We start from the raw sequence: 16,277 nt of genomic DNA on the forward strand, positions 1-16,277 counted from the left end.
ACACATTTTGTTAGCACGATTGTTGCGGCGATCGGACGACCGCCGCAACAGGTATAGTTACAGGATCAAATCGCCTGCCCCCAGGTGGACGAGGCCCTGCAGCTGAATCTCGAAGTCATGAACGCCGTCGCCGTTCAGGTCGGCCTGGACAACGGTAATATCGTGATCGGATCCAGCATTGTCTTGATAGTGCCAAGCGAGCGCGCCAGCCTTCTTATCGAACAAGGCATTCTCTTGCGCCTGGAAATGGAAGGCTGCATCGCCCTGCGCAGAGCCATTCGCATCGATCGCCGAGAGGTTGATCTTGTCGACCCCATGCTGGAAGTCGGTGATGACGTCGCGGTTCCAGCCGGACCCGGTCTCCGTCGCTGTCTTGAAGGTAAACGTATCCGAGCCGATACCACCGCTCATGATGTCCTTTCCAGCACCACCAATTATGACGTCCGAGCCGGCGCCGCCCTTCAACACGTCATTGCCGCCGAGACCCTTGTAGGTTTCGTTGCCGCCGTTGGACTGACCGGTGTGTGGCAGGTAGTCGTTACCCTCGGTGCCGGTATATACCTTCGTCGATGTGGTCGGCGTTGTCGGCTCTGTCGGTTGCGTCGGCGTGGTCGGCGTTCCCGAGCCGGAGCTCGGCTGCGTCGGCGTGGTTGGCTCTGTCGGCGTGGTCGGCGTTGTCGGTTGCGTCGGCGTGGTTGGCGTTCCCGGTGCCGCGCTGGAGCCCGATTCGTAGGCACCCATATCGACAGTTCCAACGACGCGAGCGTGGCCGTCCAGATCGGTCGAGCCGACGCCGTACTTGGTGGTTCCACTGTCGATCGCCGACGAGCCGGAGCCGAGGTGGAAGTTGTCGGTCGCTGCCCCCGCGAAATGCGGGTCGACACCGAGCTTGTTGCCGTTCGTCGCACTCGGCATCGCGTTGCCGCCGTCGGTCCTGACCGAGTCCTGGCCGGCCGTGCCGTTGTAAGTGATGTTGTTGGCCCAGACGGTGTTGGCGTTGGTGTAGCCACCGTACGACGTGTTATCGACAGCGGTGTTGTTCTTGTTCACCGATGGGTCGGCTACGGCGACGTTGTTGACCCAGGTGTTGTTGCTCGACTGCGCGTTGCTGAGTTCGCCGCGCCAGGTGCCGTCGTTCAGCGGGTCCTGGTTGTTGTGATATGCTGTGTTGTTCTGCACCGTGACGGAGTCGCTCCAGGCAACCTGGACGCCTTTGCCGCCGTTCTCGTAGACCAGGTTGTTGTCGACGAGGGTCTTAAACGTATAGTTCGGATGACCATCCGCCTGTGTGCTCTGAAAATCGTCGATGATGATGCCGTTGCCATCGGTGTGCGCACCCGTCTTCGTGACGTTGTCGTGCGAGATGTTGTTTTGTACGATATTCCGGTAGCCGGTCGTCGAGGTATCGCCGGTGATGTTCCGGTTCTCGTAGATCGAGATGCCCGAGAACCAGCCCGTGGACGCGTTATGGTAGGTCTCGTTCCCGACGATCTTGACGAAGTCAGAATAGTTGAACTGAATGCCCGACTCGCCGCTGTCGTGGACCTTGTTGTTGAGAATTGAGACGTGATGGACGTTGTTCGCTTCGATGCCGTCACCGTTGCCGCCCTTGATGTCGAAGCCGTCGATTGTCACGTAGTTGGCGTTGACACTGATCCCGGTGTACGAGCCCGCGGGCGGCCGGATCAGCGCTGCGCCAGGCACTTCCGAGCGTAGCGTGATGTCGCCTGCCGCCGAGCCGTCCTTGTCGATGTTGATGCTCTCGTTGTAGGTTCCTGGCTTCACCACCACCTCGTCGCCGGGCTTAAGGTTCGCCGACATTGCCTCGCCAATCGTGCGAAAGGGAGTGGAGGCACTTCCGTTACCACCGCCGCTGCCGGTCGTCGCTACATAGTATGTCGTCATGTTCTTGTTCCTCAACCTTAGCGTTGTCTTTGCCGGTACTATTTTTGGTTAATCAGGCGTTACGGCGAGGGGTTATAGGGTGACATCCTGGAGGGCGCAACAGTAGAGCGATAGTAAGTGCTTGACAAACATAGCCATATTGCTGCCACATTATCAAAATCGATCCGAAGTTACGTTTTGAAATATTTAGTGAAATTTGAGTCGCCCAAATTGAGGCAGTATAAAGGTCTCGCTTTCCGCGAATTATTCTTTCTGCAACTGCCGCGATATACGCCCCTTGAAAACATTAGAAAAACCTGACGGGCGTGAGCGGATTCCTCCCGCAAAGGGCGGAATCGACATTTTTTCTGTATTTAGCGATTTTAGGCAGCGCTGCTTTACCGATTGGGACAAATCGAGAGGGTAATGGGAGGGCATGACCGCAGCAGATTCGGCCAAACCCATTGAGCAGCATTTCAAGCGCCGATTCCCCGCCGAGATCATTGGGCATGCGGTACGACCCGGAAAAGCTCTTCAAGTCGAAATAGGAAAACCCTATTGCAGGCGTTTTAATGATACGCGATGCCATTGCCGCCGGGACGAATAAACCTCATCCGGATTTTTGACGAAACATTGCATTTGTCAGCCAACGCATTCGTTAGGCTGCGCTATGCCTACCAACATCCTCGTAGTGCACTGAACTATTTTGGTGGAGATCTCATGGAATGCGCGCGCGACGTAATCTATGAGGACTATCCGACTGAATATGCAGCATCGAGACTGCCACTGCCGCCCGGCGCAATCAATAAGAGCCAGATAACATCCGTGGTCGATAAGTTGGACACCCACCCGCTTCGGCAGCCGCCGAAAAATTGGGTCAAATGCGATCCACACCCAGCAAGCACGCGGTCTTTGTGCCTCCGCTTCCAAACCGCCAGCCGCGCCGCAAACAATGGAGCGAGGCCAAAAATAGCCACGCGACTATGGAAATTTTATAAACCTAAGTAATACTAAGTCACCGGTAGAGAATTGGTCGTGTAAACTTGGCAATAATACGAGCGAATGTGCTGGCAGCGGAAGTCCATGTGTGTGGAGTGACTACATCTATTCCCAGATGCTGGCGTCCCTTATTCGTCAACGCCAGCGTTTCTGTAAAGCCTAGGTCCCCGCCATGATACTCTTTGGAAATGAGGCCCAGCAACTCGGCTTCCACGTCCAAGGGATAATAGTGGTCTTCTACGACTTCCATCGCCCCGCCCTTGTCGGCAATCTCCTTAAGCATACCGTCAATATCCATGCGAAGGCCCTATTAACTTATCGAGTTTCGGACGGCGCGATCATTGTTGTGATACTCGCGAAATCCTTACTCCTCTTGCATTTAAACAAGAGTGAATCAACTGGTAAGTATTGGTCCGGGATCAGGGGCAAGCGCACGATCAGCGCAGGATCAGTGACGCCGCTGCTCACTATCGGCAGATTGCCGGCTGCGTCGCATGCACGCCAGCTCCGATCCACGGCGCTGTCAGTGTAGAGCCCCGCGCCAGCGGTGCCGGAACTGCCCGCTGCGCAGAATTGAAGGTCTGTCGGACGCCGTTTGTCGGTTTGTCGCGGCCACAACGGTGTTGTTGCTATCAATGATCGGCGTCTGATTTCTATTTCGATTCGCGTGACGCGAAAGACCATGCGGCGGAAATTGCGGAGGTCAGTCAGGGCATGGTATGTCCGGCTTTCACGTATTTCATGCCTTTGACGAGGTCCAACAGGTAGCGTATTGCAGCTAGTCACTACAGGTGGGATGTCGTTTCGCCCGATATGATACACTCACGCCCGCAGCTTGATCTGGGAGGGCTCACAGGACCAGTGCTATCCCGCATTTCCTCAGCATAGCAGGCAGGCTGCAGCTCTCCGCCATCCATCCTAGCCCCAGAATTCGGCCTCGGCGATCAGCGTGGCTGCGCGCCGATTCTGCCCGATCCAGGCGGTGATCTCAGTGAACGACCGAGAGGTAGCGGATGCCGGCTTCATCAGCCGCTCTCATCAGCGCTTCCCGCGCGGCGTTTGCGGGCGCGGTGCCGCGGATCGCGTCGAGGCATGTCTTCACCGCCACGATATACTCCTCGCCATCATCCCCAGGCCATTCGGAAATGAGCATGGTGGCTGCGTCGCCGAGGGTCCTGATGACGCTGTATTTATCTTGGCCGCTCATGAGCATCCTCAGGGCGGGAAACTGATGCGATGTGTACCGATTCATGACATTTGGTCCTTGCATCATCAACATATTAGTAACCCTGCAAAAAGCGTTCCAACGGGAGCTGCTGCATGGTCATCCGCGGATGGTTCCGCAACAACGGCCGGCAACGGTACGGGGAGATCGATGCAGTCGCAGAGCGGTCAAACCGATCAAACCGATCTGGGTCAAAGCGCGGCCGAGCAGATCCGAACTGGTCTTGGGATGCTTCTCGGACGGATGACAGGCTTCAATGAGGGCTGCCGTTACCATGACCGCACCGGAGTACACCGAGAACACGAGGTTCATCACTCCGCGATGAAGGCCACCGATCCCATCAAAAACCGTGACATGTCGTTTCACCGTTGAAATCGTAAGTTGTTGTTTTGTCAGGCGCAGCTTTCGATCGGATTATCTGGATGCTTAGGGCTATTGCCCTTGTCCGATTGGGCAGAAATTCGAGGCAATGCCTACACAACCAAGTGGCCGGGAACTTGTTTTAAACACATTGCCGTCCTATTGATTCTTCTATCGAAATTGCTTGTCGAGCTTGGTTTGCGCCCTTGGCGTCCCAGCTGATCTTTCCTTTCAAAATCGATTTCTGCGCCGTCTGGCAGCCGCCGGAGGGTGATTGTCATGCCGGTTGAGGGGGATCGTCATGAACGCAGGCAATTCTTTGATCGACGCAAGCCTCCACCAAACACCCATCGTCGCTGCCTGATATGCCTACGGTCTTTGCCCGCGGATGTCAGCGGCGCCATTCGGGCTGGGTTTTCCAGCCATTGAGGAGAATTTCATGAGCAAGACCAATGCAGAAGCACTGTTGCGTAAAATGCAGCGCCAGGTCGCCAATACCAGTGGCGGTGGCCATCTCGGCGGCACCAACTTCGGTCAGGGCAATGACGCCAAGACCTCGTCCGGAAGCGGCAATCGACCGGCAGGCAAGGGCAGGCCGCCAAGTGGCGGCAAACGCTGACGAGTGCGCCGTGCGTCTTTTAAGCCGCGCCAAGGACGCTGTAGCATTTTGAATGGCTGCATCGCGATTGAAGACAACCCCGCCATAATGGCGGGGTTTTGTTTGATGCGCCTCTGAAGGCCTACGGCGGATTGGATCTGCTCGGCTCTTCTCAGCGATCCAGGAAATGATCGAAGTAGACCTGGGGGATGGGGTAGGCGTAGACGCCCCTGTCGACGAAACTGTACCTATAGAGGCAACTTCTGAGAGCCGCGTTGTAATAGAGGCTGTGCGGGTCCGTTGAGCCGCGTCGCCATGAGCCAGCCTCCGGCACGCACTGCTGAAGCACTTTATCGTATCGAGCCAGGAGCGCCGGGTCGGTATCGACCCGAATGCCGCTGTAGGACTGATAGTTTGAAGGAGATTCTGCGGCCGATATACAGCCCAGGCTAAGTGCAAGACCAACGACTGCCATCAATCTCATTGGATTTATTCCCCCTGATCGATTATCGAAGTATCGAGCAGAACGTTATTAGTTCCAGTGCCTGCGGGCAAGGCCCGCTTGTTCCGGCATCTACATCGGCGGCGTGATCTTCCGGATGGCCGACCGTGAGAAATGAGCGAGATCATCTCGCGAAGCGCACCGGCGGCTTGAGAGCTGCCGCCACGGATGGCGGCAGCAATTCTGTACCGATCAATCCAAGAGATCGGCGGGAACCTTGCCGCCATTTTCCGAAAGCCGCTTCATCAGCGCCTTGTGCAGCCACACATTCATTTTTGCGGAATCGTTGGCGTCGCCGGTATAGCCGAGTTCAGCGGCAAGTTCCTTGCGCTCGGTTAGGCTTGCATCCATCCCAACGGCTTTCATCAAGTCCACGATCGAGTGGCGCCAATCGAGTTTCTGGCCGCTCTTCTTCACAGCCGCGTCAAGGATCGGGACGATATCGACTGTGGCTGTCGCGGTGGCAGGCTTGCTCTGCGGGGCAGGGGCAGCAGGCCTTGGACTGGGCGCTGCCGACGGTGAGGCAGGCGCTTGCGCCGGCTCCATCTTCGGCGCGCCGGCAGCAACGGGTTCGGCTGCTTTCGCCTCTCCGAAGATTGCATGTTTGATTTTGTCGAAAATGCCCATTCTAAACCTCCAGTTCCATCAGATGAGAACATGCTGAAACATGGACTTCCCGCCTGATATATCCAGGCGGGAAGGGAGTTATTTTTTAACACGTTCAATCTTTGGTAGAAAAGCCAATGCGGCGTGTGATCGATCTCGAGGAAGAGCTCCGATCGGATTATTCGCCGCCTCCCGCTGAACATGCAAAACCCGCCGAGCCAGCGGCTCGGCAGGTCTTTTCAAAGGATGCTTCGATCTAAAGCATGCAAAAGTGAGCAGCGGTTTGCGACAACATGCGTAAAAACAAGGGCCTAAAGCGCGGGGAGAGAAACCGAAAGATCGTGACCCGCTTTAGTGCAGGATCTGGCTGAGGAACAGCTTGGTGCGTTCGTGCTGCGGATTGTCGAAGAACTCGGCCGGTGAATTCTGCTCGACGATCTGGCCCTGGTCCATGAAGATGACGCGGTTGGCGACCTGGCGGGCAAAGCCCATTTCATGCGTGACGCAGAGCATGGTCATGCCTTCCTCGGCAAGACCCACCATGGTGTCGAGCACTTCCTTGATCATTTCGGGATCGAGCGCCGAGGTCGGCTCGTCGAACAGCATGATCTTCGGGTTCATACACAGCGACCGGGCGATCGCCACGCGCTGCTGCTGGCCGCCGGAGAGCTGGCCCGGATATTTGTTGGCCTGCTCCGGAATCTTGACCCGCTTGAGGAAGTGCATGGCCACTTCTTCGGCTTGCTTCTTCGGCATCTTGCGGACCCAGATCGGCGCCAGCGTGCAGTTTTCGAGGATCGTCAGGTGCGGGAAGAGGTTGAAGTGCTGGAACACCATGCCGACTTCGCGCCGCACTTCGTCGATCTTCTTCAGGTCGTTGGTGAGCTCGGTGCCATCGACGATGATTTTGCCCTTCTGATGCTCTTCCAGGCGATTGATGCAGCGGATCATCGTCGACTTGCCCGAGCCCGACGGACCGGCGATGACGATACGCTCGCCACGCATGACCTTCAGGTTGATGTCGCGTAGCACGTGGAAATCGCCGTACCACTTGTTCATGTTGACGATCTCGACCGCCACTTCCGTCGCGGAAACGGTGAGCTTTTTCGCTGGAGCTTCAGCCATGACTATTTTCCCTCATTTTTATCGTTTTAGCGTTCTTATCGTTTGTGGCCGGTATCGAGATGGCGTTCCATGAAACCTGAATAGCGCGACATGCCGAAGCAGAACAGCCAGAAGATGAAGCCCGCGAAGATCAGACCCGTGATCGGCGTGACAGCGCTTGCCCAGTTGGCATCTGAGAAGTTCAGCTTGACGATGCCAAGCAGATCGAACATGCCGATAATGGTGACCAGCGACGTGTCCTTGAACGTTCCGATGAAGGTGTTCACGATGCTCGGGATCACCAGCTTGATGGCCTGCGGCATGATGATCAGCCGGGTTTTTTGCCAATAGCCGAGGCCAAGTGAATCGGCGCCTTCGAACTGGCCCTTCGGGATCGCCTGAAGGCCGCCGCGGATCACTTCCGCCATATAGGCCGACGTGAAGATCGACACACCGATCAGCGCCCGAAGCAGTTTGTCCACGTTCCAGCCTGTGGGAAGGAAGAGCGGCAGCATGACACTTGCCATGAACAGAACGGTGATCAGCGGAACGCCTCGAATGACCTCGATGAAGGTAACGCAAAGCATCCGGATGACGGGCATCTTCGAGCGGCGTCCCAGCGCGAGCAGAATGCCGCAGGGTAAAGAGACGGCAATACCGACAAAGGATAGAACGAGCGTCACCATCAACCCGCCCCAGAGCGGAGTATCCACCACTTCGAGGCCGAAGCCGCCGTGAAGAAGCCAGAAGGCGAGGACCGGCAGGACGGCGAACAGAAGAATGGCGTTCATGCCCTTGCGCGGCGCCGACGGGATCAACATCGGGACCAGCAGCAGAATGAACAGGATCCCGACGATCGCCGGCCTCCAACGCTCACCGAGCGGATAGCGGCCGAAAATAAACTGATCGTACTTGGCGCTGATGAAGGCCCAGCATGCACCGCTCCAGCCGTCAGGCTGGATGCCGCCCTGGATCGTCGTCGCGCAGAATGTGCGGTCCGGGCCTGACCATACGGCCTGGATGAACAGCCAGTTGACGAGATGCGGCACGGCCCATGCGATGAGCGCAAGAGCCAGGATCGTCAGGATCACGTCCTTCGGAGTTGCCAGGAGATTGCGGCGTATCCAGGCGACGGCCCCCGTCTCGCCGGGGGGCGGCGGTTCGGCGGCAAGGATGGACGTTCTGACAAAGGGTTTATCGGCGACCGACATCTTATCTCTCCACCAGTGCCATCTTGGCATTGAACCAATTCATGAACAGCGACGTGAGAATGCTCAAGCTGAGATAGACGATACCCCAGATGCAGACGATCTCGATCGCTTGACCGCTCTGATTGAGGATCGTGCCACCGACGGCAACGAGATCCGAGAAACCGATCGCGATGGCGAGTGAGGAGTTCTTGGTCAGGTTCAGGTACTGGCTCGTCAGCGGCGGGATGATGATACGTAGCGCCTGCGGCACCACGACAAGTCTCGTCACGCTCGATGGATGCAGTCCCAGCGCGCCGGCTGCTTCGGATTGTCCCTTTGCAACGCCGCGAATGCCGCCGCGAACGATCTCGGCGATGAACGAGGCGGTATAGAAGGACAGAGCGAGAAACAGCGACATGAATTCGGGGCCGACGACGGAGCCGCCCGTGAGGTTGAATTTTCCGGCAATCGGAACGTCGAAGGTGAGCGGAAAGCCGGAGACAACGAAGACCAGCAATGGCATGCCGACGATCAGCGCGATCGACGTCCATACGGTGTGGAACGGCTGGCCGGTTGCGGCTTGGCGCTTGTGGGCCCAGCGCACGATGATGATGGTGGCGACAATCGCAATCAGCAGGGCGATGGCGACCGCTATCATGCCTGTCTCAAAGATCGGCTTCGGGAAGGCTAGTCCTCTGTTGTTGAGGAACATGCTGAACGGCAGACCCACCGACTCGCGCGGCTGCGGCAAGACGGAGAGAACGCCGAGATACCAGAAAAAGATGACGAGCAGCGGCGGAATGTTGCGGAAAACCTCGACATAGACCGTGCAGAGCTTGGCAACCAACCAATTGCGCGACAGCCGGCCGATCCCGATCAGGAAACCGATGATGGTCGCCGTGAAGATCCCGGTCACCGCCACCAGCAAGGTATTCAGAATGCCGACGAGAAGTGCGCGCGCATAAGTCGAGTCACTCGAAAAGCTGATCAGCGACTGGCCGATTTCGAAACCGGCGCGACCGCGAAGAAAGCCGAAACCCGATGCCGTATTGCTGCGGGCAAGGTTCGCGGCCGTGTTGTGGGCCACCCACCACACAAAGCCCACGAGGACAACGATTGTTAGAACCTGGTAAAATATGCTCCGGTATTTCGGGTCGTACATTGCCGACCGGAAACTCCAGCCGGTGCCATGCAAAGGTGTCGAATCCACAGCCTCATGCGTCATGCCGCGCCAATCCCCTTGTGCCCGTTTTCGGGCTTTCTTTTTAGCTTTTTGGAAGCGGGAAGGCGGCTTGGCCGCCTTCCCGGTATTTCATGCCAGGGCTCGATTAACGAACCGGCGGTGCGTACTGGATGCCGCCCTTGTTCCACAGGGCATTCAAGCCGCGTGCGATCTTGAGGGGGCTACCCTGACCGATGTTGCGTTCGAAGATTTCGCCATAATTGCCGACGCCCTTGATGACATTGGCGGCCCAATCATTGGTCAGGCCGAGGTCGGTGCCGATCTTGGTATCGGCCTCGCTGCCGAGGAAGCGCTTGATATCCGGGTTCGGCGAGTTCTTCATCTCGTCGACATTTGCCTGGGTAATGCCGAACTCTTCGGCATTGATCAGCGCATAAGCCGTCCAGGAAACGATGTCGAACCACTGGTCGTCACCCTGACGGACGGCCGGGCCAAGCGGCTCCTTGGAGATGATCTCAGGAAGGATGACGTGTTCGTCGGGATTCTTCAGCGTCAGACGCAACGAATAGAGACCGGATTGGTCGGTCGTGTAAACGTCGCAACGACCGGCGTCATAGGCGGCGTTGACCTCAGGAAGATTTTCGAAGACGACCGGATTGTACTGCAGATTGTTCGTCTTGAAGTAATCGGCGAGGTTCAGTTCGGTAGTCGTGCCTGACTGTACGCACACTGCGGCGCCGGAGAGTTCGAGAGCCGACTTCACGTTCAGACCCTTGCGCACCATGAAGCCCTGGCCGTCGTAATAGGTGACAGGACGGAAGTTGAAGCCGAGAGCGGTGTCGCGATTGATCGTCCAGGTCGTATTGCGCGAGAGAACGTCGATTTCGCCGGACTGCAGAGCGGTGAAGCGTTCCTTCGCATTTGTCGGCGTGTATTTGACCTTGGTGGGGTCGCCGAACACGGCCGAAGCGACGGCCTTGCAGAAGTCGACGTCGAAGCCGGCCCAATTGCCGGAAGCGTCAGGTGCGGCAAAGCCGGTAAGGCCGGTATTGACGCCGCACTGAACGAAACCCTTTGCCTTGACGTCTGAGAGTGTGGTGGCGGAGGCGGCCGAGGCGCCAGCTGCCAAAACTGCTGCGCCGATGGCGGCCGACAGGAGCTTATTTTTCATTTTCCCAACCTTTTCCGTTGTCTTATCTTTTCTTGTGGAGAGTGCGTGCGAACAATCCGTGCCGCCTCCCCATTGTCTCGACACCCTCCCGGCGCGAGTGACCCTATCACAGTCGCAAATGTCACTATGGTCAAGTGTCGCGCCCAATAATTGCCGCAAAATTCAGAATTTTGGTAGATTGCGCTGCATTCGTGGGCGGCTGGCTATGAAATAGGCGTCCGGTTGCGGAAAAATAACGCGAAAATCGAAATTTCCATCATTTCGGATCGTCGCCTGCAACCGATCTTCAAGGGGTTGACCCGAAACGGCGGGGCGTCCAAAAGTCTGGTTTCGCGACCCTTCGCCAAAGGCTATTCCCGACATGAAAGACAAAGACAGCTTGCTGCAGAATGCCGGCATCAACACCCGCCTGACCCATATCGGCAACGACCCGTTCGACTATCACGGCTTCATCAATCCGCCGGTCGTGCATGCCTCGACTGTGTTGTTTCCGAATGCACGGGCGATGGAGACGCGCACGCAGAAATACACCTACGGAACGCGCGGCACACCGACGACGGATGCGCTCTGCGAGGCGATCGACGCGCTCGAAGGCTCGGCCGGCACGATCCTCGTCCCCTCGGGCCTTGCGGCCGTCACAATTCCGTTCCTGGGTTTCGTCGCTGCCGGCGATCATGCGCTGGTGGTCGATTCGGTCTATGGTCCGACGCGCCATTTCTGCGACACGATGCTGAAGCGCCTCGGCGTCGAGGTGGAATATTACGATCCGGAGATCGGCGCCGGCATCGAGACGTTGTTCCGGTCGAACACGAAGCTCGTCCATACCGAGGCCCCCGGCTCGAATACGTTCGAAATGCAGGATATTCCGGCAATCTCGGCGGTTGCGCACCGCCATGGCGCCGTCGTCATGATGGACAATACCTGGGCAACGCCGCTCTATTTCAGGCCGCTCCATCACGGCGTCGACATCTCGATCCACGCATCGACGAAATATCCGTCCGGCCATTCCGATATTCTGCTCGGAACGGTTTCGGCCAATGCCGAGCATTGGGAGCGGCTGAAGGAGGCAAACGGTGTGCTCGGCATCTGCGGCGCACCCGATGATGCCTACCAGATCCTACGCGGATTGCGCACCATGGGCCTGCGCCTCGAGCGGCATTATGAAAGCGCGCTCGATATCGCGGAATGGCTGGAGGGCAGGGAGGATGTCGCCCGCGTGCTGCATCCGGCCCTGCCGAGTTTCCCCTCCCACCATCTCTGGAAGCGCGATTTCAAAGGTGCCAGCGGCATCTTTTCCTTCGTGCTTGCCGCCGATGGTCCCGAGAAGTCCAGAGCAAAGGCGCATGCCTTCCTCGACGCGCTCAGGATTTTTGGTCTCGGTTATTCCTGGGGCGGCTATGAAAGCCTCGCCTTGCACGCCTATCTCAACGATCGCACGGTCGCCAAGGCTCCGACGGACGGTCCGGTCATCCGCCTGCAGATCGGCATCGAGGACGTGGCCGATCTCAAGGCCGATATCGAGCGGGGTTTTGCCGCCGCAAGCGCCATCTGATCGGACACGCTTTGTCGTCGCTGGCAGCGGCTCACGGCAGATCTGCAGCCCGATAGCCGTAGATCCAGTCGAGATCTGCCGCCAGGCTTAGCGGCGGCTTGAGGCCGAGCACGAGATCGCGGCCGATCCGGATCGGCCCTTTCGCATGATAGGCAAACCGGTTGAAGGCGCCGCGCTGGCGAAGCTTCGCGATGCGCGGCGCGCGATGTCGTTCGAAGAGCGCCAGTGCTTCCGCCACGGGACGGTTCGAAAGAAATGCGGCCAGTTCATAGCCGTCTTCGATCGCCATCGCCGCTCCCTGGGCGGCAAACGGCATCATCGCATGTGCGGCGTCGCCGATCAGAACCGTCTTTCGGCCGTCCTGCCATGCGCCTGATGTGGTTTCGAACAGTGGCCAGAACGTCAGCTTCCTATTTCGGCTGAGTAGTGAGACGATCGAGGCGTTCCAGCCGGAAAGGCGCGCCCGCAGCTGCACCCGCTGCTCGGCCGTCGGCTCGCTTTGCCAGGCCTGCGGCGCGATATTGCCGGCGGTGATCGCCACCATGTTGAAGCTGCCGGTCTCCCTGAGCGGATAGCAGACGAGATGTGCCGAGCCGCCGAGAAAAGCCGAAACGCTTGCCCGGTCGAGGAAACCAGGCGCCTCATTTTCGGGAATGGTAAAGCGGTAGGCGATATTGCCGGAAAAGCGCGGCGAGGGGCTGCCCGGAACGGATTGCCGAAGCTTCGACCAGACGCCGTCGGCGCCGATGATAACATCGGGCGCCCGCTCGAAAGGCGGTAGGATCGAGACCATCCGCACGCCGAGGTGAAGCCGGCAGAGCGGATCGGCCGTAACCGCATCCAGAAGGGCTTTTTGCAATGTGGTGCGGTGCAGGACGCCATAGGGAGCGCCCCAGCGTTCCCGCGCGAATTTGCCGGCCGGCACCGTCGCGAGTTGGCGAAGCGAACTGCCTGATATCAGCCGGATCGCATCCGGCTCGAGCCAGACCTTTGACAGTCCCTCAAGGATACCGAATTCGGCAAGGATGCGAGAGGCGTTCGGCGAAACCTGCAATCCGGCGCCGATGTCGGTGAGTTCGCCCGCCTGCTCGAAGATCTCCGAACTGATACCCCGGCGCGAAAGCGCAAGGGCAGCGGTCAGCCCTGATATGCCGGCGCCGATGATGGCGGCATGTTCGATCGGCATTGTCCGTCCGATCCGGATCTGGACTGACTACGCCGCCTTCACGTGGAAAACGCAACCGGCCGGATTGGTCTGGCTGGGCTTGAGCGCGGAATTGAAACGATAGAGCGTCGAGCAATAGGAACAGACCTTCTCGTTGTCGTCGCCCATGTCGATGAAGATATGCGGATGATCGAAGGGAGCCGAAGCGCCGGTGCACATGAATTCCTTGACGCCAACTTCGATAACGCTGTGACCGCCGTCGTTCTGGAAGTGGGGAATGTTGTGGCCGGCCATGTCGCTCTCCGAATGCTTTGAAATGTGCGCGAACCTTATAAGCCTTCGCCGCAAATGTGTAGAGCCAAACCGCCGCGCCAGGCACAGTTTTTAGCCACAGTTTTTGGCTTCACGATGAAAGGCCGCTCGACTATGGTCGCGCCAAAAGGAAGGCCCGATGAATTTAAATACACCCGCATTTTCAAGCTTTACCCATGATGGATTGCAGCTCGCCTTCTTCGATGAGGGCGATCCGGCCGGTGTGCCCGTGTTGTTGATCCACGGCTTTGCCTCGACCGCTAACGTCAACTGGGTGCATCCGGGCTGGCTGAAGACGCTGGGCGATGCCGGCTACCGGGTGATCGCCATGGACAATCGCGGCCATGGCGCAAGCGACAAGCCGCACGATGCCGAAGCCTATCGTCCATGGATCATGGCCGGCGATGCGGTCGCGCTGCTCGACCATCTTGGCATCCCCAAAGCCAATGTCATGGGCTATTCGATGGGCGCGCGTATTTCCGTCTTTGCCGCACTTGCCAATCCCCATCGGGTCCGTTCGCTGGTGCTCGGCGGCCTCGGCATCGGCATGACCGACGGCGTCGGCGATTGGGACCCGATCGCCGATGCGCTGCTGGCGCCCTCGCTCGACGCGGTGACGCATGCCCGCGGACGCGTGTTCCGCGCCTTCGCCGAGCAGACGAAGAGTGACCGCGTCGCCCTTGCCGACTGTATCCGCGGCTCGCGCGATCTCGTTGCCCGCTCCGATATGGCCAAGCTCGACATGCCGACGCTGATCGGCGTCGGCACCAAGGATGATATTGCCGGCTCGCCGCAGGAATTGGCGGCGCTGATGCAAAATGCCGAGGCGCTGGATATTCCGGGCCGCGATCATATGCTCGCCGTCGGCGACAGGGTTTTCAAGCAGGCGGTGCTGGCCTTCTATGCAAGGGTCGCCCATCGCTGACAACATCGTGATGCCGAAAAACCATGCTAAAAAACCATGGCGACGGCACCCATTTATGTTATTGGCGTTTTCCTTTATATATTGGCATTCCGAAAACGGCATTCCTTCCGGCAACGAGGAGAGCGGCGATGGTCGCAAAGACTGACATCCGTGCTTTTGAGACAGGCCATCCGCTGAAGGTGATGGACCCCATCTGGGACAGCCTGCGCGAGGAAGCCCGGCTCGCCGCCGAACGGGATCCGGTTCTCGCCGCCTTCCTCTATTCTACGGTGATCAACTACCATTCGCTCGAGGAATGCGTCATCCACCGCATCTGCGAACGTCTCGATCATCCCGACATGCAGGCGAACCTCCTGCGCCAGACCTTCGAGGAAATGCTTCTCGACTGGCCTGACTGGAGTTCCATCCTGCGCGTCGATATCCAGGCGATCTATGACCGCGATCCCGCATGCCTGCGCTTCATGGAGGCGGTGCTTTATTTCAAGGGCTTCCATGCGCTGCAGACACACCGTCTCGCCCATTGGCTGCTGAACCGCGGCCGGCGTGATTTCGCCCTCTATCTGCAGAGCCGCTCTTCCAGCGTCTTCCAGACCGACATCAATCCGGCCGCCCGGATCGGCAAGGGCATCTTCCTCGATCACGCCACCGGCCTCGTCGTCGGCGAGACGGCTGTCATCGGCGACAACGTCTCGATCCTGCACGGCGTCACACTCGGCGGCACCGGCAAGGAGGGCGCCGACCGTCATCCGAAGATCGGCTCCGGCGTCATGATCGGCGCCGGCGCCAAGATCCTTGGCAATATCGAGATCGGCTACTGCTCACGTGTCGCAGCCGGCTCCGTTGTCTTGAAGGCGGTGCCTCCCAAGAAGACGGTGGCGGGCGTTCCGGCTAAGGTCGTCGGCGAGGCCGGTTGTTCCGAGCCGTCGCGCAACATGGACCAGGTGATCGGCGCCGATATCTGAGCGCCCGTTGGAAACAGGGATAGGAGAAATCGGCGGGATCCGAGCGAGGAGGGCCATGAGCAGACGGCAACCTTGCCTTTACACCGCTGCATTTCCTGTGCAAGAAGCGGCCAATCAAGACCGCTTACGGAGATGACAGAGTGAAGCCAGAAGAAATCAAGAAGCTCGACGCCTATTTCAAGCGCATGTTCAATCCGCAGATGATCGTCAAGGCGCGTCCGCGCAAGGATGATTCTGCGGAAGTCTATCTCGGCGAAGAATTTCTGGGCGTCGTCTATATCGATGACGAGGACGGTGACCGCTCCTACAACTTTTCGATGGCGATCCTCGACGTCGATCTCTGATCGCGTTCGACCAATTTAGCTGAGCCGGGCGGCACGATCCGCCCGGTTTTTTTTGTCTTTTGTGCTCACGAGTAAAATTTTTTTTAAAGCTTATAGTTGCAGCATCGGCCTATATATTAGCGAAATCCGTTAAAGACGTACGTGCCCCGGGACATCGGCTTTGTTTTATTATTGTCATGCAACCCAAAGAGGTGT

At 58.2% G+C, this 16,277-nt stretch carries 17 protein-coding genes; 6 read left to right on the forward strand and 11 right to left on the reverse strand.

The window, feature by feature from the left end; translation table 11 throughout:
- Window positions 1-57 precede the first annotated feature (57 nt).
- The 3 genes from N2A41_RS08970 to N2A41_RS08980 all read right to left on the reverse strand — a co-directional run bounded on the left by N2A41_RS08970 (window position 58) and on the right by N2A41_RS08980 (window position 4,162).
- Window positions 58-1,905, reverse strand: coding sequence for a choice-of-anchor Q domain-containing protein (locus N2A41_RS08970; RefSeq protein WP_260110759.1), 1,848 nt, complete (start codon window positions 1,903-1,905; stop codon window positions 58-60).
- Window positions 1,906-2,899: 994 nt separating this feature from the next.
- Window positions 2,900-3,181: a hypothetical protein gene (locus tag N2A41_RS08975; protein WP_162118793.1), complete on the reverse strand. Its 282-nt coding sequence runs from the start codon at window positions 3,179-3,181 to the stop codon at window positions 2,900-2,902.
- A gap of 690 nt (window positions 3,182-3,871) precedes the next feature.
- A complete protein-coding gene (locus tag N2A41_RS08980; protein ID WP_170280592.1) occupies window positions 3,872-4,162 on the reverse strand; it encodes a DUF982 domain-containing protein in 291 nt (96 codons plus the stop codon).
- 96 nt (window positions 4,163-4,258) lie between these two features.
- On the opposite strand from N2A41_RS08980, the gene N2A41_RS08985 reads away from it, so the two are divergent.
- Window positions 4,259-4,480, forward strand: coding sequence for a hypothetical protein (locus N2A41_RS08985; RefSeq protein ID WP_260110760.1), 222 nt, complete (start codon window positions 4,259-4,261; stop codon window positions 4,478-4,480).
- Between the two features lie 427 nt (window positions 4,481-4,907).
- Window positions 4,908-5,087, forward strand: coding sequence for a hypothetical protein (locus tag N2A41_RS08990; RefSeq protein WP_017964118.1), 180 nt, complete (start codon window positions 4,908-4,910; stop codon window positions 5,085-5,087).
- 151 nt (window positions 5,088-5,238) lie between these two features.
- Here N2A41_RS08990 and N2A41_RS08995 read toward each other — a convergent pair whose 3' ends face one another.
- The 6 genes from N2A41_RS08995 to N2A41_RS09020 all read right to left on the reverse strand — a co-directional run bounded on the left by N2A41_RS08995 (window position 5,239) and on the right by N2A41_RS09020 (window position 10,822).
- A complete protein-coding gene (locus tag N2A41_RS08995) occupies window positions 5,239-5,550 on the reverse strand; it encodes a hypothetical protein (protein WP_170262064.1) in 312 nt (103 codons plus the stop codon).
- Between the two features lie 210 nt (window positions 5,551-5,760).
- Entirely contained in the window at window positions 5,761-6,195 is a 435-nt protein-coding gene (locus N2A41_RS09000) for a DUF3597 domain-containing protein (protein WP_222383870.1), read from the reverse strand.
- Between the two features lie 330 nt (window positions 6,196-6,525).
- The gene (locus tag N2A41_RS09005) at window positions 6,526-7,299 is read right to left on the reverse strand and encodes an amino acid ABC transporter ATP-binding protein (protein WP_162118789.1); all 774 of its coding nucleotides are present in this window, start codon (window positions 7,297-7,299) and stop codon (window positions 6,526-6,528) included.
- A gap of 35 nt (window positions 7,300-7,334) precedes the next feature.
- The gene (locus N2A41_RS09010) at window positions 7,335-8,489 is read right to left on the reverse strand and encodes an amino acid ABC transporter permease (protein WP_017964123.1); all 1,155 of its coding nucleotides are present in this window, start codon (window positions 8,487-8,489) and stop codon (window positions 7,335-7,337) included.
- A 1-nt stretch (window position 8,490) separates the two neighbouring features.
- Window positions 8,491-9,693 (reverse strand): amino acid ABC transporter permease, encoded by a 1,203-nt coding sequence (locus N2A41_RS09015; RefSeq protein ID WP_260110762.1) that lies wholly within the window; start codon window positions 9,691-9,693, stop codon window positions 8,491-8,493.
- Window positions 9,694-9,796: 103 nt separating this feature from the next.
- Complete coding sequence (locus N2A41_RS09020) at window positions 9,797-10,822, reverse strand: amino acid ABC transporter substrate-binding protein (RefSeq protein ID WP_017964125.1); 1,026 nt, start codon at window positions 10,820-10,822, stop codon at window positions 9,797-9,799.
- A 361-nt stretch (window positions 10,823-11,183) separates the two neighbouring features.
- Between N2A41_RS09020 and N2A41_RS09025 the strand changes: the two genes are divergently transcribed.
- On the forward strand, window positions 11,184-12,374 hold the full coding sequence (locus N2A41_RS09025; protein ID WP_260110763.1) for a cystathionine beta-lyase: 1,191 nt from the start codon (window positions 11,184-11,186) through the stop codon (window positions 12,372-12,374).
- Window positions 12,375-12,405: 31 nt separating this feature from the next.
- Here the strand turns inward: N2A41_RS09025 and N2A41_RS09030 are convergent, their stop codons facing one another.
- A complete protein-coding gene (locus tag N2A41_RS09030) occupies window positions 12,406-13,560 on the reverse strand; it encodes an FAD-dependent monooxygenase (protein WP_260110764.1) in 1,155 nt (384 codons plus the stop codon).
- Window positions 13,561-13,587: 27 nt separating this feature from the next.
- Entirely contained in the window at window positions 13,588-13,833 is a 246-nt protein-coding gene (locus N2A41_RS09035) for a zinc-finger domain-containing protein (RefSeq protein ID WP_017964128.1), read from the reverse strand.
- 157 nt (window positions 13,834-13,990) lie between these two features.
- Between N2A41_RS09035 and N2A41_RS09040 the strand changes: the two genes are divergently transcribed.
- The 3 genes from N2A41_RS09040 to N2A41_RS09050 all read left to right on the forward strand — a co-directional run bounded on the left by N2A41_RS09040 (window position 13,991) and on the right by N2A41_RS09050 (window position 16,082).
- Window positions 13,991-14,776 carry an alpha/beta fold hydrolase gene (locus N2A41_RS09040; RefSeq protein WP_260110765.1) on the forward strand — a complete coding sequence of 262 codons (786 nt, stop codon included), beginning with the start codon at window positions 13,991-13,993 and terminating at the stop codon, window positions 14,774-14,776.
- Window positions 14,777-14,904: 128 nt separating this feature from the next.
- A complete protein-coding gene (gene cysE / locus N2A41_RS09045) occupies window positions 14,905-15,738 on the forward strand; it encodes a serine O-acetyltransferase (protein ID WP_011651805.1) in 834 nt (277 codons plus the stop codon).
- Window positions 15,739-15,878: 140 nt separating this feature from the next.
- Entirely contained in the window at window positions 15,879-16,082 is a 204-nt protein-coding gene (locus N2A41_RS09050) for a DUF3126 family protein (protein WP_003539277.1), read from the forward strand.
- Window positions 16,083-16,277: the final 195 nt, after the last annotated feature.

The organism is Rhizobium sp. SRDI969 (assembly GCF_025152725.1).
GTDB lineage: Bacteria > Pseudomonadota > Alphaproteobacteria > Rhizobiales > Rhizobiaceae > Rhizobium > Rhizobium leguminosarum_I.